We start from the raw sequence: 17,805 nt of genomic DNA on the forward strand, positions 1-17,805 counted from the left end.
TCGGTGATGAATAACCGCTGGCCGTGAGGTTTATCGACAGGAGTCATCTTTCAATGATTAAGTCTTTTTTTGCCGCATTATCGTTCATTAGCCGCCTGCCGGTTCCGGCGCGTTTATCTCAAGGGCTGGAAATAGAACAATATCAACGCAGTATCGTTACTTTTCCTTTTGTCGGATTACTGCTAGGGGCCATCGGCGGCGTCGTGGTGATGTTGCTTCAGCCCTGGTGCGGCGGTCCGCTTGCCGCACTGCTCGGCGTACTGGCGCTGGCGCTGCTGACCGGTGGTTTTCATCTCGACGGTCTGGCGGATACCTGTGATGGTATCTTCTCTGCCCGTCGCCGCGAGCGGATGCTGGAGATTATGCGAGATAGTCGCCTGGGAACCCACGGCGGTCTGGCGCTGATTTTTGTGTTGGTTGCTAAAGTGCTGGTGGTGAGCGAAGTTGCGCTACGCGGTACGTCGTCGGTTGCCGCTTTGGCTGCGGCCTGCGCCGTAGGCCGGGGGATGGCGGTGCTGTTGATGTATCGTCAACGCTATGCCCGTGAAGAGGGGCTGGGCAATCTGTTTATCGGTAAAATCACGCTGCGTCAGACGCTGATCACCATGGCGATTGCCCTGGCGCTGGCGACGCTGCTGCTTGGCGTCAACGGCCTGCTGGCGGCTATCATTACGCTGGTGCTGGTTTGGGCGTTGGGTCAGGCGCTGAAGCGTACTTTGGGCGGGCAAACCGGCGATACATTAGGCGCGGCGATTGAGCTGGGGGAAGTGATTTTTCTGCTGGCGCTGCTATAGGAATTGCTTTCTTCCCGGTGGCGCTGACCGGGCTACGGGTTTAGCGTTGTCCAGGGCCGGTAGCCCGGACATGGCGCATCGCGCCGCCTCCGGGAAGTTGTTCAGCGCATACGCCTACAGCGCTTTTTGCCACACGCTCTGCGGCAGCAGATAAACATCCGCTGGCGCATTCATGCCCTCGGTCACGATATGCTGAATGCCGCTGGCCATTACCGCCAGAGTCACGTCGAAGGCGTTCAGGCTATCGCCAAAACCGGCGGTCAGGTTGAGCATTGAGCCGTTAGCCATCAGATAGACGGTTTTATCGCCCATCCGGTAGGCGTTGATATATGGCATCACCTCTTCATGGCTGAACTGGCGCAGGTACTCGCAGTCAATCTCTTCCGCCACGTGCCCGACGTTGAGGATGAACACGCCATCTTTGGCCTTATCCAGCGCCCGGCTGTTGACCACTTTCTTACCGCCGGTTGCCGTGGCAACGACGTCTGCCGAGGCAATTGCCTCCTGCAATTCAACCACGTGCCAGCCATCGTAGGCCGCCTGTAATCTACGCGCGGGATCGATTTCCGCTACCATCACCTGACCGCCAAAAGCCTTAGCCGCCGCCGCGACGCCCTGGCCGACAAGACCATAGCCGATGACCAGCACTTTTTTCTCGTGCAGGGTCAGGTGAGTGGTCTGGAAGAAGGTGTGCCAGGCGGTCAGGCCAACCATATGACGGTTGTGCAGCCCCTCTTTAACCGGTAAATCATCCCAGTTAAAAATCGGATAGCCGGGACGGATATCACCCAGGCGACTGACGCCAGAGCCGGTCGCTTCAAGCCCGGCCACGATGTTGCCGAACTCGCCACGCTGATGCAGCAGGGTGGTAATATCCGCGCCCATTTCGCACAGATGCGTCGGCCGCCAGGCAATCGCTTTTTCCCATGAGTGCTGCCAGTCGACATCACTCATGTCACGCCATGCGCAGGCTTGTGCGCCGCGTTCCACCAGCCAGGCGACAACGTCATCCTGCACGGTTGTTGGGTTACAGGTGGTGAGGAAAACTTTAGCGCCTTTCTCCAGGATCCCTTGTACCAGCGGGATCATTTTCATATCAAGATGCATGCAGCAGGCCAGGCGGACCTGGCTGAGGTCGGGCAGGGCGGCAACCTGGCGCAGGGTGCGCGGCATATTCTGACTGGCCCATGCCACTTCTTTCTCTAAGTTTGTTTTGTTATTCAATGTGGTTGACCTTCAATCCATAGAATAGGTGATACCCCGACGGGGAGAGTGATTTTAACGTAGCGTGTAAATTTTTTATATTCACAAAATGAATACCGTAAAGCCACGATAAAGACATGGTTGTTAAATTATGGTTAAAAAAAGAAAATGAAACATAAGTTCTTATTATGACGTAAGCGAGCTGTACGATGTTAAGCGTTTTGCCCGGATCGCTCTTTTCGCGGATCCGCATTTTCCTCGGCCGCCTTAAGCCGCATGCCTTACCGGTCGCCAGAAAACACATTGTCCTGGCATCGATCGGTGCCGGAACAGGGCTGGCGGTAACCAGTATGTTCAGCCACTGGCTATTAGGTGAAGTCAACCTCTGGTTTATCGCGCCAATGGGTGCATCGGCGGTGCTGTTGTTTGGTGTTCCGAGCAGTCCGCTAGCCCAGCCGTGGTCGATAGTCGGCGGCAATGTGCTATCGGCGTTGATTGGCGTGACGGTGGGCATATTGATACCCGATCTTGCGCTAGCCTGCGGCGTTGCGGCAGGGTTAGCGATCGCCGGAATGTACTTTCTGCGCTGTCTGCATCCGCCGGGAGGGGCGGTGGCGTTAACGGCGATCCTCGGTGGTGCGGGGGTGCAGAGCGAAGGCTACCACTTTGTTCTGACCCCGGTATTGCTCAATTCGTTGATGCTGGCGCTGCTGGCGATTGTCTTCAATAATCTGGTTGGACGACGCTATCCGCATCCGCTGGCAGCGGAAGAGGTGAAGGCAAAAACGGTACCGCTTGGCCTGGCGGTAACACGAGAAGATATTCACGCGGCGCTGCTGGACGGCCAGTTTCTCGATATTGACGAAGACGACGTCCAGGAGCTGCTGGAGAATATCGAGCAGAAAGCCAGGCTGCGGATTGCCAGCACGCGACGCTCCTGATTTTCTTTCCTGTCACCAGGGGACGTGAATTTACTTCGCGTTCCCTTTTTTATTGTACTTCCTCCCGACCCATCGCCGAGTCAGGCAATTCTTCACGCCCTGTACTTACAAAACTCTCTGGATCGTGATTGCGATCGAGAAAATCGTCCATTTGATGAGCAAAAAGTTGACGCCCTTAACGAAATGAAAATTCCAAAATAAATTGATATGGATTTTTTAATTCGTAAGCGTATAACAAAGTTGTTAAATTATGCACCCGGGTGCAAAGAGGTGTGCAACTGATTTCCGATGTCAGAACCTGCTGTCTCTGCATTGGCAATGTGATCTTTTTATTCATAAAAACAAAACGATAGAACGCTCATCCCTGACAGGACAACAAAATGACCGATCATGTGATAACTGAAAGTCGTAAAACAGATAATGATAAGAAAATCAGATTAATAACCCTTGTCTCTACCATCGGCGGTTTGTGCTTTGGTTATGACACCGGGGTTATTTCCGGCGCACTGATTTTTATGAAGAACGATCTTGGCCTCAGCCCATTGCAGGAAGGGCTGGTGACATCGTTCTTATTATTCGGCGCTGCAATCGGCTCTGTGGGCGGCGGCTGGCTGTCGGACCGGCAGGGCAGGCGGAAAAATATCCTCTGGGTTGCGGTTATTTTTATCTTTGGCGCGCTCGGTACCGCTATCGCGTGGGATATGTCATCGATGATTATCGCCCGCTTTATCCTTGGCCTGGCGGTGGGCTGCGCATCGGTGACGGTGCCGATTTATATTTCCGAACTCGCCCGCCCCTCCCAGCGTGAACGGCTGGTGACGGTCAATGAACTGATGATTGTCACCGGGCAATTTCTCGCCTACTCCGTTAATGCCTCCATCGTCAATTTCTACCCTGACATGTCGCACAACTGGCGCTTAATGCTGGCGATCCCGGCGCTGCCCGGGGCACTGCTGTGGATAGGCATGCTGGTAATGCCGGAGTCTCCGCGTTTCTTCGTGCGTAAGGGGCAAATCGACAAAGCGGTTGCGGTGCTGAAAACCATTCGTCGTCCGGAAGAGGTGGAGCAGGAGATCCGCGATATTCAGCAGGTAAGCCAGGCAGGCGCTATCCAGGGGCGGTTTATTGATGAGCTGAAGAAGAGGTGGGTGCTACAGCTGATTTTAATTGGCCTGATGATCGTGCTGGCGACACGCGTCACTGGGGTCAACACCATTATGTACTACGCTCCGACGGTGCTGAAGGCTACCGGTCTGGGCGATGCGGCGGCGGTAACCGGCGCGGTGGCCAACGGCGTGGTTTCTATCCTGGCGACCCTGTTAGGGATGCTGCTGATTGGCAGACACTCCCGGCGCAAAATGTTCTTCACCGGGCAGATTGGCGTCACGCTGAGTCTGGTGCTGATCGGCCTCTCTTTCAAACTCTTCTTCCATATGGAAACCGTTGATGGTGTTAGCGGCCTGCAGGCCAACTTTGCCGGCGCCAGCTACATCATTCTTGCCTTGATGCTGGTGTTCCTGACTTTTATGCAGGGGTGGATTGCTCCGGTGTTCTGGCTAATGCTCGCTGAAATTTACCCGCTGCGGATGCGCGGCCTGGGAATGGGCTTTGCGGTATTCGGGCTATGGATTTTTGACTTCATCATTCAGTCCGTGTTCCCGATTTTACTTAACAACTATGGCGGTGGAATGACCTTCGGTTTCTTCGCCGGTACCAACGTCATTATGTTGATTCTGCTGGTGAAATTCCTACCGGAAACCCGCGGGTTAACCCTTGAACAGATTGAACAAAAATTCAGATTCTGATTTAGAAATATGGAGGAATGTATATGACAGTGAATATCGGTTTAATTGGTTTGGGTATGATTGGTCGCGACCATTTACAGCGTTTCCAGTCGGTTATTCAGAACGCCAGAGTCAGCGCCGTCTGCGATATCAATCGTAACGTGACCGACTCTATTGCCCGCGAATATGGCGCACAGGCTTATTACGATGCGGTGGAGATGATTCAGTCGGACGACGTGGATGCCGTTTTTATTTGTTCCATTGGTCCGGTTCACAAAGAGCAAATACTGGCGGCGATTAAAGCGGGTAAGCCAGTATTTTGCGAAAAGCCGCTGACCCCGACCGCTGATGAAGCCAAAGCGATTATCGACGCTGAAGTGGCCTGCGGTAAACGTATGCTGCAGCTTGGATTCATGCGCCGTTTCGACCCGGGGTATAACCAGCTTAAAGCGACTCTGGACAGCGGCGAGCTGGGTGAGATTTTGCTTATCCATTGCGCCCACCGCAACGCCTCTGTTCCGGAGAGCTACACCCTGGAAATGGCGATTAACGATTCGGCTACCCACGAAATCGACATTATTCGCTATCTGCTCAACGAAAATATCGTATCGGTGCGCGTGGATAAGCCGCGTAAGAAAACGCACAGAGCCTGCGCGCATCTGCAGGATCCGCTGATCGTGATTTTTGAAACCGAATCTGGCGTACGCATCGATGATGAATTGTTTGTGAACTGTGACTACGGTTACGACATTCGTTGTGAAGTGATTGGTGAAAACGCCATTAGCGCGCTGACCGAGCAGGCGCTCACTACGACCCGTTCGGCGAAAGGCTATAGCCGCGCAATCCCCCAAACCTGCATGGAACGTTTCGCTACCGCTTACGACCGTGAGGTGCAGAATTTTGTTGACCGGGTGAATGAAGGGGGGGAAATGACCGGGCCATCCTCCTGGGATGGGTTTGTGGTGGCGATGGTGTGCGATGCCGGGCTGGCTTCGCTGACGGATGGCGAAAAGCATGCCGTCTCTCTGCCTGAATGCCCGGCGTTGTATCGCTAACCCTTTAACGTACGGGAGAGGCGCATGTTAACCCTTAAGCAAGAAGATATTTTTATTGGCTGTCGGGCGAATTCAAAGAAAAGAGCGCTGCGTATCGCTGCAGACTCCCTGCAGGCCAGCGGCTACGTCAGCGAAGGCTTTTTTGAATCGATGGTGGAGCGCGAAAAGGTGCTCTCTACCTGGCTCGGGGCGGGCGTGGCGATGCCTCACTGCAGCAAAGAGGGCATTGACCTGGTACGGCAAACCGGCTTCCAGCTGTTTCAGTTTCCGGATGGCGTGGGCTGGGGGGAAGGCAAGGTAGCTTTCCTGGTGGTCGCCGTGGCGGCAAAAAATAACGAACACATTGATGTTATCGCGGATCTGGCTGACCTGCTTGATGATGAAGTGAAAACAACGCTGCTGGCCAGCGCCGACAGCAAAGACGCGTTTATGCAGATCCTCGAAGGTCACTCATTTAAGAAGGATAGACTATGAAACTGGCACTCTGTACTGATGTTCTTGCTGACCTGGCTTTCCCCGAAATGCTTGACCGCGTTAAGCAGTACGGGATCAGCGGCGTGGAGATGACCGCTGGCGGCTGGTCGCCTTGTCCGCACGTTAAAACCGAGGAACTGCTGGCTTCTCCGGCTAAGCTGGCGGCGTTTCGCGGGGAGCTGGAAAAACGCGGAATCGAAATCGTCGCGCTGAACTGTTCGGGTAACCCGCTGGCCCCCGGTGCGTTGGGTGAGAAGCATACCGCCAGCAGCTATCGTACTGTTGAGCTGGCGGCGAAGCTCGGCGTGAAAAAGATTGTCATGATGAGCGGTCTGCCGGGCGGCGGCCCGGACGATAAAATCCCTAACTGGATAACCTCAACGGTTTCCTGGCCGGACTATATGCCAGGCGTTGTCGACTACCAGTGGAATGAGGTTGCCATCCCGTGGTGGCAGGCTTTTGCCCGTCATGCGGCCGAGCATGGCATTGAGCAGATTGCCCTCGAAGAGTTCCCCAGTCAGTTGGTGTACAACCCAAGCACGCTGCTGCGCCTGCGCGATGCGGTTGGCGACATTATTGGGATGAACCTCGATCCGTCGCATCTGATTGCCATGGGGGCCGATCCGATTGCCGCTGCCCGGAAGCTGGAAGGGGTGATTTATCACGTCCATGGCAAAGACGCGCGTATTGAGCGTGGGCTGGCGGATGTCGATGGCCTGCTGGAGTATCAGCCGGTGACGGAAACCAAAAGTCGTACCTGGAACTACGTGGCGGTTGGCTGCGGACAGGATTTGAAGTGGTGGAAAGAGTTCTTCTCGGTGCTGCGCATGACCGGATACAACGGCTATGTGTCGCTGGAGATGGAGGACCTGACAATGAGCGTTGAAGCGGGGCTGCGGACGTCGATTGATGCCCTCAACGCAACGTTAAGTCAGTGACAACGGGCCGCGTTTTCCCTCCGGGGGGCGGGAGAACGCGGCGCGTTTTTTGTTGAGCAGATTCTATCTTGCTGTATTTTACGTTCTATTGGATGTTATTTATCAGGAACGTTAAAACCGAGTATGAGCGCCCCTAAACGACAAAAAGCGACCGCCAGCGACGTTGCGTTACTGGCGGGAGTCTCAAAGTGGACCGTTTCCCGGGCATTTACCCCCGGGGCCTCCATCCAGCCAAAAACCCGAGAAGAGGTGATGAAAGCCGCCAATACTTTGGGATATCGGCCAAATTTGCTGGCACGCAGTCTGACGCAAAAACAAACCCATATCATCGGTGTGGCGGTAGACGAGCTACGCAATCCCAACATGGTGCTGCTGCTTAACGAAGTGACCCGCCAGCTGCAAAATCGCGGCTACATGGCGCTGGTAATAAACGTCACCGACCAGGAAAACACCCGCACGGCGATGGCGCTGGCTTACCAGCTTCAGGTCGACGGTATTCTGTTTATGGCAACGGTGCTGACGCCAGAACTGATTGCTATTGCGACTGAAATTCATCGCGTACCGCTAGTGCAGATTGGCCGTAATACCGAGAACCCGGAAATCCAGGTGGTGAACATTGACGGTATGCTTGCTGGAAAGCAGATTGCCGAGCTGCTGCTGGCTCAGGGGCATCGTACATTTGGCTATATGAAAGGGCCGGATACCGCCTCGCACCATTTAATGAGGATGGAGGGATACCAGGCGGCGCTAGAGAAAGCGGGCTGCCGGCTTGATACCTTGCTGGTCGCGGGACAATATTTGCGTACCCGGGGATATACGGTGATGAGCGACTATCTTGACGCGACGCCCGCAGACGAACGGGTCGACGCCTTATTCTGCGAAAACGATATTCTGGCGATTGGCGCACTGCAGGCGCTGCGAGAGCGCGATTTAAAGATGGGTATTGTCGGTTTCGATAATATCGACGAGGCGGCGGCGCCGGAATGGCAGCTGACTACCTACGATCAGCGACGCGAGTGTCTGGTTGAGGAGGCGTTGAATCGGCTAATCGATGCCACCGAAGGTCTGGCGGCGGCGTGGCGCACCGGGGAACCGATCGTGCGCCAGTCGCATCGCCACCAGGGTTAGAGCTCGCCGGTGATGTACTGTGCTACTCCGCGGGCAAAGCTCCAGTCGCCTTTGTGGTTGCTGATCACCGAGATCATCAGGTCATCGCCGCTTAACCCGCAGTGTTCCTGTAGCTCAGCCTGCAGGGTGGCATAGAAAAGCTGCTTTTGCTCTTCGCTGCGCGGGCTGGTATAGACTCTCACCACCACCACATCCCGGCTTCGCATCAGCCCCAGGCCAGTATCTTCAATGATCATGTGGTGGGCTTTGTTTTCGTGAACAATCTGGTAGCGGTCGCGCTCCGGTACCTTAAACGCTTGCACGACAGCGCGGTGTGCCGCGTCCAGCAGGGTTTTTATCTCGTCTTCGGTACGGCCTTCAATGATATCAAACGTCAGTAATGGCATAGCAGATGGTCCTTATTGTCGGATTAACGGTCTGTGAAGTGATGCTAACCAATGCTGATTCAGGTAAAAACCGCTATATTTGAACTCATTGTTTTTCTATGTGAACAATCGATATGAGCGAGATCCGCCCGGAAATTTACTGGACCCATCTGTACTGGCTTACGGTGCTGGAGGAACAAAAAAGCTATACCCGCGCCGCGGAAAAGCTGGCGGTGAGCAAATCGGCCATTAGCCAGAAAATTAGCGAGCTGGAGCGGGTAACCGGTAAGACATTGGTGCATCGAACCACCCGTAGCGTCACCTTAAGCGATGACGGCCTGCGGCTGGTGGCGGAGCTTAACGAGCCGTTTGGGCAGATCCGCGAGATCTTTACCGGCACCTGTGACGATGAGGGCGGGCCGCTACGTGGAACGCTGCGCCTGACCGCGCCGGTCGCCTTTTCGCGCCAGCAGCTGGTCCCGGCGATCACACCTTTTTTACACCAGCATCCGCAGCTTCATCTCCAGCTGGAGGTGACCGACCGGTTGGTATCGCTGGCCAGCGAAGGATTTGATCTCGCTATTCGCCACTGTCGCCGGGAACTGCTACCGGAGACTCACGTGGCGTGGCCGCTGTGCCGGACGGCGACCCTGGTGGTTGCCTCGGCGGATTATATTCGCCGTTTTGGCAGGCCTGAGTCACCTGATGAACTGCGCCAGCATCACTGTCTGACCTATCCGCGTGGGCCGCAAAGCCCGCACTGGACCTTTGAGCGCGGCGATGAACGGGTGAGTGTAAAAGTACAAGGGCCGTTTGCCACCAATAATAGCGAATCCCTGCGCGATGCGGTGCTGGCGGGGCTGGGAATTGCGTTGTTGCCGGATTTTAGCGCCAGAGACGCCATTGGTCGTGGGCTGGTACAGGAGCTGCTACCGGGCTGGCGACCGGTGGATGTGTTTGCGGAAAGTCTTTACGTTATCCGTCCCTACACGCCGCGCGTATCGCGGGCGGTAGAGACCTTTAGCCGCTATCTGAAGGCGACCTTCAGCTGATATTTTGTAGCTGCTGCGCCAGCGCCTCGCGAAAACGGAGGAGCAAATCGGTTTCGTCCGGGATGAGCTTCGCCAGCGTGACGGTTTTATCGGCGCGATATCGTCGCCCGCTGCCGAGTCGGGTTTCAAAATCGTTGGCTGCCAGATGGGCAGAGGCCAGATCGGCGTCCAGTAATATTACCGCGTGAGCGAGCACCACGTGGCCTTTACCTTCCGGCATGGGTCGCCAGTACTGAGCCGTACCGGCGATTTTCCGCACCTGCTCGCCCTCGCCGCAGGCCAGATTATAGCGACCGTCGCAAAATGAACCGCTGACCGCCTGAAAGTGGCTGGCTACGCCGAAGCTCGCCAGCGTTCGCTGTAACAGGCCGCAGAGGAAAAGATAAATGGGTTCTGCGGCTTCGCCCAGCGATTGATAAACTGGCCAGGCCAGGCTGAGATTGATAATTCCTGGCCCCTGCGGCACCAGCCCGCCGCCGGAGCGGCGTAGCCAGACCGGCCATCCTTGCCGGGAAAACAGTTCGCTCACCGCCGACAGTTGCGCAAATTTGCGGTAGCTTCCGGGAACCACAAACCCCTGCGGAGCCTGCCAGAGCTGAGCGACGGCTTCCCCGTCGCGAGCACGGTCAAACAGCGGTTGTTCAGCCAGCGTCGGATCGGCGCAGTAGTGAACCGGCAGCTGCGGGTGGCTAAAGCGCGTCGGCCAGCAGGGATCCTGAGCCATGATATCTCCTTAACGACTATTCGGCGTGGCGGCTGGGCTTCATCAACAGCGCCGTCAGGGCGGAAAGCAGACAGCCCGCGGTTAAATAGATGGCAACGCTGTGCCAGGAGCCGCCGGAGAAGGTGACCAGCGCGGCGGCGATAAACGGCGTAAAGCCGCCGCCGACGACGCTGGCGACCTGATACCCGACCCCAGCTCCGCTGTAGCGATAGCTGGCGCCAAACATTTCAGTAAACATCGGCTGCTGGACGCAAACCACCATATCGTGCGCAATATTCGCCAGCATCAGCGCGAAGAACAGGATCCAAAAATAGGACTGGCTTTCGAGCGCCATAAAAAATGGGAAACCGCTAAGCGTACCGATCAGCGCTCCGGTGATGTACACCCGACGTCGCCCAAAGCGGTCCGCCAGCCAGGCGAAGCAGGGAATAGTCAGGCAACTGATGGCGCCGACGAGCAGGCCGATATTAAGGAATAGTTCTCGGGGCAGACCGAGATTCTGCGTCGAATAGTTAAGGGCGAAGGCGGTGACGATATACATCGTCAGCAGCTCACACAGGCGCAGACCGATAATCATTAAAAACGCGCCCGGATGGCGGAATAGGGCCTCCACTACCGGCAGACGCTGTTTTTTGGGTTGTACCTGCTGTTCGCGCTGCTGCTGTTCGAATTCAGCAGACTCCGCCATGCCGTTGCGGATCCACAGCGCCGCGAGCACCAGCAGCACGCTAAACAAAAACGGCAGCCGCCAGCCCCAACTGAGGAACTGTTCATCGGTCGTGCATGAGCTAATCAGCGACACCAGGCCGGTTGAGAGTAGCAGCCCTACGCCGTAGCCTACCTGTACGCCGCTGCTGTAGAACGCTTTCTTATTTTTCGGTGCGCTTTCTACCGCCAGCAGCGCCGCGCCGCCCCATTCACCGCCAACTGCAAACCCCTGAACTGCGCGCAGCAGAACCAACAGAACCGGCGCCCACCAGCCAATCTGGTTGAACGAGGGCAGCAGGCCAATGCAGGCGGTGGCGATCCCCATCATCCAGACGGTCATCATCAGCATGCGTTTGCGCCCGAGGCGATCGCCGAAATGGCCGAAGATAATGCCGCCCAGCGGGCGAAAGAGGAACCCGACGCCAAAGGTAGCAAAGGCGGCGAGGGTCCCCATCGCCGGGCTGATTTGCGGGAAAAACTCCCGGTTAAACACCAGCGCGGCGGTGATGCCATAGAGGAGAAAATCGTACCAATCGACCACGGCTCCTGCGAAGCTACCCCAGGCCGCCCTGCGGGCGCGATTGAGCGAACATGCCTCCTTGCCGGGGCGGTTAGAAATTAACGTTGAGTCCATACCTGTCCTGTCTGTTGCTGAGTTTTTAATTATTGGAATGAGACGCTTTCCAGATTTGCGCCTGCATTGAGACTACCGCGCAGACGGACAAGAGAAAAGATTTTTACTTGCCTGGCGCTTTTAAAGGCATAAAGCGCATGCCCGAGGGGAGGACGGTGGTTCACTGAAGCGCTCAGAATGTGAGCTTCAGAGTTCGCTTATTGTTTTTAATTTTAATTTTTGCACCTAATGAGGACGGCTTTTAAGAAATGACTTAAATGGTTTACAATTAACTAATCTCCAGATTCGGAAGGGTGAGTTAAATGCGTTTAATTTTTGCAGCTTTATTTTGTGCCATGATTTTGCCTTCCGCTTTTGCAGAAAAACTGCCAGCGCCTGTGGGCAAACCTGTTTTAACTATTTCTGGCCTGATTGGTAATACGAATGAGGGCAATACTGCCGTTTTTGACGTTGCGGCATTAGAAAAACTGGGCCTGAAAACGGTCGTGACAACCACCCCATGGTACTCGGGAAAGGTCCGGTTTGACGGCGTTTCCCTCAGTAAACTCATGGATTTAGTTGGCGCGAAAGGCAAATCGGCCAGGGTGCTGGCGCTTAACGATTATACGACGATCGTTCCGCTTGATGACTTTCATAAATTTCCGGTAATTTTGGCTTTAAAAATGAACGGCGAATATATGCGCATTCGCGATAAAGGGCCTTTATTTATTGTATACCCGTATGACAGTAGCCCGGAATTGCAGAATCAGATCTATTATTCCCGTTCGGCCTGGCAGGTTTCTAAGATTATAATTGAGTAAGGGTTTGATCTTGAATCGAATACTCACTGCCATTATTTTGTCGCTTTTCATTGTTACCGGTTACATTACTTATCTGGTACACGAGCGGCAAAGTGAGCTACAAAAATTAACTCGCTATACCGATTCGTGGTCCGTGTCCCAGATAGTCTCCGAATACATGCGCCTTGAAGCGCGATTAAGTGCGATGGGATTGGGAGTGGAGGGCAGCAACCGCGATGAGGTGCGTCTGCGCCTGGAGATTATGCTGAGCCAGATAGCATTACTCCAGCAGGGCGATCTGGGAAAGTTTATTGGTAAGGACCAACAGCGTAAGGCGACGGTCGATAGTTTAATTCGTCTCCTGAACCAGTTGGATAAGCAACTGGAAACGATGAGCCCCGCGCAGCTAAAAACCGTGCTGCAGGAGATGAGTACCCTGGACGGGCCGATGACGTCTATCGCATCAACCTCGCTTGCCCAGGATATTAATATTGTTAACCTGACCCACGATAAAATACAGAATCTGTATTACATCTATTCGGCTATTTCTATCCTGCTGATTATTCTCAGTATTACGCTTGGTCTGTTGATGCTAAGACAGAATAATACTTTGCGTCGTGCCCATGTGCGCATGAAACTGCTGGCCAACGATCTTCAGGTTTCCAAAGAGAAGCTGCAGGTGCAGAACCGTCGGTTGCAGTACGATGCCTATCATGATTCGTTAACCGGTATGCCTAACAGACTCTCTTTCTGGCAACGATTGCAGGAAGTCGTCAACCAGGTGCGACCCTATAACGGTTCGGCAGTGGTGATGCTGTTCGATCTGGATAATTTCAAAGACGTCAACGATACCCAGGGGCACGATGCCGGGGATAAACTGCTGCAGGATTTGGCCAGTCGTCTCTCATTCTTTCGCAAAACGTCAGAAACGCTCTATCGGCTGGGCGGGGACGAGTTTGCCCTGGTTTCACACGACTTAAGCGAAGAGATGGCGCTTGAGCGGGCAAACGTTATCCGTGAAAAGATTAGCCAGCCGTACCAGATTTATGATTCGCTGATCCATATTGGCGCCTGTATCGGGATTGTTATTTCAGATGGGGAGAGTCGCACCGATTATCTCTACAAGTGCGCTGACCTGGCACTGTATGAAGCCAAAAAAGAGGGTACCGGCAACGTACAGATATTTCGCCCGGGAATGCTTCAGCGCCAGCAGGAGAACAAATCCTTTGAAGACGATCTGGTGCAGGCGCTTGATAAAGGTGAGTTCAGGGTTTACTACCAGCCGATTGCCGATGCGGTTAATGGCGAAATATACGGCTACGAAGCGCTGGTACGCTGGTTTCATCCGCTACGCGGCAGCGTTCCGCCCACTGAGTTTATCCCGGTGGCGGAGAAAATTGGCCTGATTAATCCGCTGGGCGAGTGGGTGCTGAAAACCGCCTGCGAGACGGCTGCCAGCTGGTCTTCGCCGCTAAAGGTCTCGGTTAACGTTTCGCCTATTCAGCTGATTAACAGCTCATTGACCGATACCGTTATATCCATACTGAAAAGCACCGGGCTTGACCCGTATCGCCTGGATCTGGAGATAACCGAGTCCGATGTGTTTAACGAAAATACCCGTTCGCTGGAGATCCTTAGCCAACTGCGCGAGCTTGGGGTGCAGATCTCCATTGATGACTTTGGTACCGGGTACTCGTCACTGTCGCGTTTAAGCTACTTCCCGTTTGATAAGATAAAAATCGACCGTTCTTTTGTCGTTAATATTCCCGGTCAGAAAGATGACCTGGACATTGTGCGGCTGATCATCAGCATGGGTAAAAGTCTGCATATGCGTATTGTGGCCGAAGGTGTTGAAACAGAAGAACAGCTGAAGTCGTTACGTAAATTAGGCTGCGACCTGGTGCAGGGGTATTTGATCGGTAAGCCTGGGCCGCTTAATCCCGCAGATAATAAATAACACGTTTTCTTTTATACGGACGATTTTAGTCTATCTGAAATCTTCCGTATTTATATTTGGTTTTACGTAATCCCTAATGGGTATAAATAGAGGTAGGGAAAAATATCGGCAAAAAATAATACCCTCAGTGATTAAAAGGGGTATATGATATGCAACATATTTTCCCATTTCCGACCGTATTTATGATGCGTAAAGAGAGGCAGAATCATGCAGCGAATCATTATTCCGACCCACTATGTGCATACCCGTAGCACGCCGCTGTGGACGAAAGAAACGGCCCCAGCGTCGATCTGGAAACGCCATCTCGATGCGGGCACCCGCCAGGGAGTCTATCCGCGACTGTCGGTAATGAAAGGGGCGATACGCTATCTGGGCTTTGCTGATGAGACCAGCGCCGATCCGGTGGAAACGCTGACGATTGCCGAAGGTGAGTTTGGCGTTTTTCCACCCGAAAAATGGCACTGCATTGAGGCGTTAACGGAGGATACCGTTTTTAATGTCGATTTTTACGTTGACCCTAAAATTCTGATCGAGGGATAAGCAATATTATGAACAGTGAAAATAAAGGTTATGCGTTAGCGGTTATTAACGGTAATAACAAAGATAAAAAAGAAAAAGTGTATCTTAAGCCGATGGCGCTTTATGTTCCTGATATCGCCGTGCAGGCCGTGTCGGAGCTTATTTCTACACTGTCAGCGGATAACGTTGGGGGAAAAGGATTTATATTGACGGTCACCAACAATAATAACGGCGTATCGGTCGATAACGAGTTTGCTACTCTGGCTGAGCTGCAGGATCCAACCATCGCCGCTGATGCGGTTAAAGACCTGATCAATATCGTGCGCGGCTACGAGTCTGATGAAGAGACCAACGTCTGCGGCTGGTAGGGGGAGAGCTGAGCATTTTGCGCATCGTCGAACCGACCTTCCATCCCCTGCGAAAGCTGGAAAATCAGATCAGCCACGCTCTCTTTTTCTACCGGCACAGAGATGTAATATCCCTGGAAGCGGTCGACTCCCAGCGCTTGCAATCGGTCGAATTTTTCCCGGCTGTCTACGCCTTCGGCGATACATTGGCTACCGGTTAGCTGGCAATAGTAGAGCAGGCTCTTTATCAGGACCAGCGCGTGCGGATCGCGTTGCATATCGTTGACAATGCCCATATCCAGCTTGTAGGCGTTGAACCTGCACGTGCGTACCGGAAACATCACGCTGCTTTGTGAATAACAGTCATCAAGCATGATACGAAAGCCGCGCTTCTGTAGCTGGGTTATATTCTCGGCTATTTTATCATGGCGGTTGAGGTCGGTGTTTTCGGCTAACTCCAGCACCAGTCTTTCTGCCATTTGCCGCTGGTGCAGCTGCTGGCGGGCTGTTTCCATCATGCGGATCAGGTTTTCATTGCTGGCGATAGCGGCGGGAATATTCACCGAGAAATAAAACTCACCATGGTGCTGATTAATATTTTGCACGGCTTCCTGAAGCACAAAAGCGGTTAGTACCAGCCACGCGTACTCAGAATGTACCTGCGGAAGAAAATCACCAGCAGGCAGAACGTTTCCGTTTCGGTTCCAGCGTGAGAGGATCTCTATTCCCCGTACCTGTAGATGTTCATCGGTAATGGGCTGGAAGACCGGGAAAATTTGTCGGCTATGGATGGCATGAACAAACTCGCGCTCAAAAGCGGAGAGGGCGGTGGGTTCGCTTTTCTGTTCTCTTATCTGGTTGCCGGGAAAACGGGTAGCCATTTGAGGGTGGTGTTCCACCATTTTTTTCAGTCCTGCAGTTCTTTGGTTGTAGAGGGTTTTGTGGCTGATGCCGCGGCGTTTTGCCTGCGTGCTGGCGCTGTATCCGCAGAGCAACCCGAGGATGGCGTTGAGTTCCGGTCGGGTGAGTCCGCCTGGACGTTTTCCGGCAACCCGCGTTTCTTCCTCAGCCAGTTGCTCAAGTGATGGATATTTTTCAAGGATGGAGTCCCGCAGCAGCGTGGCCAGGCAGGGAACCGGTAGGTCGGAAGCGGCGGCCTGCACTTTAGAAAGCCGACCGCGATCGTTAACCTGGTGCAGCAGGGTATGCCACAGCCAGCTGGCCGGGCTGCGGCTGAGGATCAGCATCGGCAGCGGTATCGCAGACAGCTCCAGCAGCGAGGCAGCCTGCTGTAGGGTCATAAGCAGCCTGCCGGGGGCTTCTGGCAAAAATACGATAACTCGGCGAGGGCTGGCGGGTATTGCCGGCAACTCTGACTGCAGCACGACGGGACGTGTGCCACCTTCCTCTATTATTCGTACCAGTCCTTCGGCGACCAGCGAGCAGGGTGACAGTATGTAGTTGAGCTGCGGCCCGCTGCCTGGGTCAGAGGCGTTACTCGTAAACAAAAGTCACCCCGATAATTGACTGCACGTTACCCGCTGTCACCTGTCCGCTGGTACGTGCATAGTTGGCGGTTAATCCCAGGCTGACCGCTGAGGTGCTCACGGATCCTAACGACACAATGCTGTTAGCGGGAACGACGCTGCCATTGCGCGTCAGCTGAACGCCAATTCCCTGGGCCGGGGAGGCCGACGCGGTATTGGTAAATATAGAATTGCCAGCGCCTTCCGTAGTGCCGGAGAGGTAATAGCCTAGTTTCTGACTTTGCGCGCAATAAACCGTCAGCGGAATTGCGGCCGAAGCGGGATATTCCGGCAACGTCACCGTCACATCGCGGGCAGAAACGTCGCAGCCGCCCGTCGGAACCACCACGTCGTTGTTGGCGTAAATGTTCCACACGAACTGGAAGTCGTCGTTATCCTTGTTGTTGGTCTGACGCAGGATGAGCACAGCAATTAACGATCCGGCGGAAATTGCCACCCCGCCTGCGGTGCTGATAGGTGTCAGGTAAAGGACGGTAGGCCAGGGTTTATCCATGATGGAATCATAAGTCATCCGCGCCGTTTCGCTGGTTGTCGGAAACGGATAGCTGGTACCGTTATACTTGACGGTACCGGAAAAACTCGACAGCACGCCGCCGTAGGCCGATCCGCGCTGTAAGGTAACGTAATCGGTAATCGTATCCGGAAAGTCGTTATGACAAAAAATCTGTGTTGACAGGTCAACGACCAGGTTCTGTCCGACGCTGACCGCCGGGGCGAGATTCACGTAAACGTTCGCGGTACCGCCGCCGATGGGGATAGTGACACCGGCTGCGGTTTTGCAGGCGAATGACCAGGCGCTGAGCGACCAGCCCGCCAGCAGCAGCGTCATCAGCAGGGTTAATATTTTTCTCATTAC

The 17,805-nt window shown here is 54.2% G+C and carries 18 protein-coding genes; 12 read left to right on the forward strand and 6 right to left on the reverse strand.

Annotated features, from left to right (window positions below; all coding sequences use genetic code 11):
* The first annotated feature begins 53 nt into the window (after positions 1-53).
* The gene (cobS, locus tag FN082_RS22890; protein ID WP_139536452.1) at positions 54-794 is read left to right on the forward strand and encodes an adenosylcobinamide-GDP ribazoletransferase; all 741 of its coding nucleotides are present in this window, start codon (positions 54-56) and stop codon (positions 792-794) included.
* Between the two features lie 114 nt (positions 795-908).
* On the opposite strand, the gene FN082_RS22895 is transcribed toward cobS, so the two are convergent.
* Positions 909-2,018, reverse strand: a complete 1,110-nt coding sequence (locus tag FN082_RS22895; protein WP_142462755.1) for an adenosylhomocysteinase — start codon at positions 2,016-2,018, stop codon at positions 909-911.
* A gap of 188 nt (positions 2,019-2,206) precedes the next feature.
* Between FN082_RS22895 and FN082_RS22900 the strand changes: the two genes are divergently transcribed.
* From FN082_RS22900 to FN082_RS22925, 6 genes are all read left to right on the forward strand, one after another.
* Entirely contained in the window at positions 2,207-2,938 is a 732-nt protein-coding gene (locus FN082_RS22900) for an HPP family protein (RefSeq protein ID WP_139536450.1), read from the forward strand.
* A 380-nt stretch (positions 2,939-3,318) separates the two neighbouring features.
* The gene (locus tag FN082_RS22905) at positions 3,319-4,743 is read left to right on the forward strand and encodes a sugar porter family MFS transporter (RefSeq protein ID WP_139536449.1); all 1,425 of its coding nucleotides are present in this window, start codon (positions 3,319-3,321) and stop codon (positions 4,741-4,743) included.
* Positions 4,744-4,766: 23 nt separating this feature from the next.
* Positions 4,767-5,777, forward strand: a complete 1,011-nt coding sequence (locus FN082_RS22910) for a Gfo/Idh/MocA family protein (RefSeq protein WP_139536448.1) — start codon at positions 4,767-4,769, stop codon at positions 5,775-5,777.
* Positions 5,778-5,801: 24 nt separating this feature from the next.
* On the forward strand, positions 5,802-6,251 hold the full coding sequence (locus tag FN082_RS22915; protein WP_139536447.1) for a PTS sugar transporter subunit IIA: 450 nt from the start codon (positions 5,802-5,804) through the stop codon (positions 6,249-6,251).
* Positions 6,248-7,189, forward strand: a complete 942-nt coding sequence (locus tag FN082_RS22920; RefSeq protein WP_139536446.1) for a sugar phosphate isomerase/epimerase family protein — start codon at positions 6,248-6,250, stop codon at positions 7,187-7,189. Before FN082_RS22915 ends, FN082_RS22920 begins: the two co-directional genes overlap by 4 nt.
* Positions 7,190-7,312: 123 nt before the next feature.
* Positions 7,313-8,317: a LacI family DNA-binding transcriptional regulator gene (locus tag FN082_RS22925; RefSeq protein ID WP_139536445.1), complete on the forward strand. Its 1,005-nt coding sequence runs from the start codon at positions 7,313-7,315 to the stop codon at positions 8,315-8,317.
* On the opposite strand, the gene FN082_RS22930 is transcribed toward FN082_RS22925, so the two are convergent.
* The gene (locus FN082_RS22930) at positions 8,314-8,703 is read right to left on the reverse strand and encodes a tautomerase family protein (RefSeq protein WP_139536444.1); all 390 of its coding nucleotides are present in this window, start codon (positions 8,701-8,703) and stop codon (positions 8,314-8,316) included. The two genes, FN082_RS22925 and FN082_RS22930, sit on opposite strands and share 4 nt — an antisense overlap.
* A gap of 113 nt (positions 8,704-8,816) precedes the next feature.
* Between FN082_RS22930 and FN082_RS22935 the strand changes: the two genes are divergently transcribed.
* Positions 8,817-9,734 carry a LysR family transcriptional regulator gene (locus tag FN082_RS22935; RefSeq protein WP_139536443.1) on the forward strand — a complete coding sequence of 306 codons (918 nt, stop codon included), beginning with the start codon at positions 8,817-8,819 and terminating at the stop codon, positions 9,732-9,734.
* On the opposite strand, the gene FN082_RS22940 is transcribed toward FN082_RS22935, so the two are convergent.
* The gene (locus tag FN082_RS22940) at positions 9,727-10,458 is read right to left on the reverse strand and encodes a lipoyl protein ligase domain-containing protein (RefSeq protein ID WP_142982431.1); all 732 of its coding nucleotides are present in this window, start codon (positions 10,456-10,458) and stop codon (positions 9,727-9,729) included. The genes FN082_RS22935 and FN082_RS22940 overlap by 8 nt on opposite strands.
* 16 nt (positions 10,459-10,474) lie before the next feature.
* Entirely contained in the window at positions 10,475-11,800 is a 1,326-nt protein-coding gene (shiA, locus tag FN082_RS22945; RefSeq protein WP_139536441.1) for a shikimate transporter, read from the reverse strand.
* Positions 11,801-12,102: 302 nt separating this feature from the next.
* Here shiA and FN082_RS22950 point away from each other — a divergent pair, with 302 nt between their 5' ends.
* From FN082_RS22950 to FN082_RS22965, 4 genes are all read left to right on the forward strand, one after another.
* Positions 12,103-12,600 (forward strand): molybdopterin-dependent oxidoreductase, encoded by a 498-nt coding sequence (locus tag FN082_RS22950; protein WP_142982432.1) that lies wholly within the window; start codon positions 12,103-12,105, stop codon positions 12,598-12,600.
* A gap of 10 nt (positions 12,601-12,610) precedes the next feature.
* Positions 12,611-14,536: a putative bifunctional diguanylate cyclase/phosphodiesterase gene (locus FN082_RS22955; RefSeq protein ID WP_142982433.1), complete on the forward strand. Its 1,926-nt coding sequence runs from the start codon at positions 12,611-12,613 to the stop codon at positions 14,534-14,536.
* A 207-nt stretch (positions 14,537-14,743) separates the two neighbouring features.
* Positions 14,744-15,076 carry a DUF1971 domain-containing protein gene (locus tag FN082_RS22960; RefSeq protein ID WP_112216580.1) on the forward strand — a complete coding sequence of 111 codons (333 nt, stop codon included), beginning with the start codon at positions 14,744-14,746 and terminating at the stop codon, positions 15,074-15,076.
* A gap of 8 nt (positions 15,077-15,084) precedes the next feature.
* Complete coding sequence (locus FN082_RS22965) at positions 15,085-15,423, forward strand: DUF1869 domain-containing protein (protein ID WP_142462749.1); 339 nt, start codon at positions 15,085-15,087, stop codon at positions 15,421-15,423.
* On the opposite strand, the gene FN082_RS22970 is transcribed toward FN082_RS22965, so the two are convergent.
* Positions 15,384-16,910 (reverse strand): EAL domain-containing protein, encoded by a 1,527-nt coding sequence (locus FN082_RS22970; RefSeq protein ID WP_180349485.1) that lies wholly within the window; start codon positions 16,908-16,910, stop codon positions 15,384-15,386. The genes FN082_RS22965 and FN082_RS22970 overlap by 40 nt on opposite strands.
* On the reverse strand, positions 16,897-17,802 hold the full coding sequence (locus FN082_RS22975; RefSeq protein ID WP_142982434.1) for a fimbrial protein: 906 nt from the start codon (positions 17,800-17,802) through the stop codon (positions 16,897-16,899). Before FN082_RS22975 ends, FN082_RS22970 begins: the two co-directional genes overlap by 14 nt.
* Positions 17,803-17,805 lie beyond the last annotated feature (3 nt).

The organism is Klebsiella spallanzanii (genome assembly GCF_902158555.1).
Taxonomy (GTDB): domain Bacteria; phylum Pseudomonadota; class Gammaproteobacteria; order Enterobacterales; family Enterobacteriaceae; genus Klebsiella; species Klebsiella spallanzanii.

Coding starts and splice junctions, on each gene's coding strand:
- FN082_RS22900 (WP_139536450.1), top strand. CDS start 2,207: ATGTTAAGCGTTTTGCCCGGATCGCTCTTTTCGCGGATCCGCATTTTC.
- FN082_RS22950 (WP_142982432.1), top strand. CDS start 12,103: ATGCGTTTAATTTTTGCAGCTTTATTTTGTGCCATGATTTTGCCTTCC.
- FN082_RS22975 (WP_142982434.1), bottom strand. CDS start 17,802: ATGAGAAAAATATTAACCCTGCTGATGACGCTGCTGCTGGCGGGCTGG.
- FN082_RS22905 (WP_139536449.1), top strand. CDS start 3,319: ATGACCGATCATGTGATAACTGAAAGTCGTAAAACAGATAATGATAAG.
- FN082_RS22920 (WP_139536446.1), top strand. CDS start 6,248: ATGAAACTGGCACTCTGTACTGATGTTCTTGCTGACCTGGCTTTCCCC.
- FN082_RS22940 (WP_142982431.1), bottom strand. CDS start 10,458: ATGGCTCAGGATCCCTGCTGGCCGACGCGCTTTAGCCACCCGCAGCTG.
- FN082_RS22965 (WP_142462749.1), top strand. CDS start 15,085: ATGAACAGTGAAAATAAAGGTTATGCGTTAGCGGTTATTAACGGTAAT.
- FN082_RS22915 (WP_139536447.1), top strand. CDS start 5,802: ATGTTAACCCTTAAGCAAGAAGATATTTTTATTGGCTGTCGGGCGAAT.
- shiA (WP_139536441.1), bottom strand. CDS start 11,800: ATGGACTCAACGTTAATTTCTAACCGCCCCGGCAAGGAGGCATGTTCG.
- FN082_RS22930 (WP_139536444.1), bottom strand. CDS start 8,703: ATGCCATTACTGACGTTTGATATCATTGAAGGCCGTACCGAAGACGAG.
- FN082_RS22935 (WP_139536443.1), top strand. CDS start 8,817: ATGAGCGAGATCCGCCCGGAAATTTACTGGACCCATCTGTACTGGCTT.
- cobS (WP_139536452.1), top strand. CDS start 54: ATGATTAAGTCTTTTTTTGCCGCATTATCGTTCATTAGCCGCCTGCCG.
- FN082_RS22925 (WP_139536445.1), top strand. CDS start 7,313: ATGAGCGCCCCTAAACGACAAAAAGCGACCGCCAGCGACGTTGCGTTA.
- FN082_RS22960 (WP_112216580.1), top strand. CDS start 14,744: ATGCAGCGAATCATTATTCCGACCCACTATGTGCATACCCGTAGCACG.
- FN082_RS22910 (WP_139536448.1), top strand. CDS start 4,767: ATGACAGTGAATATCGGTTTAATTGGTTTGGGTATGATTGGTCGCGAC.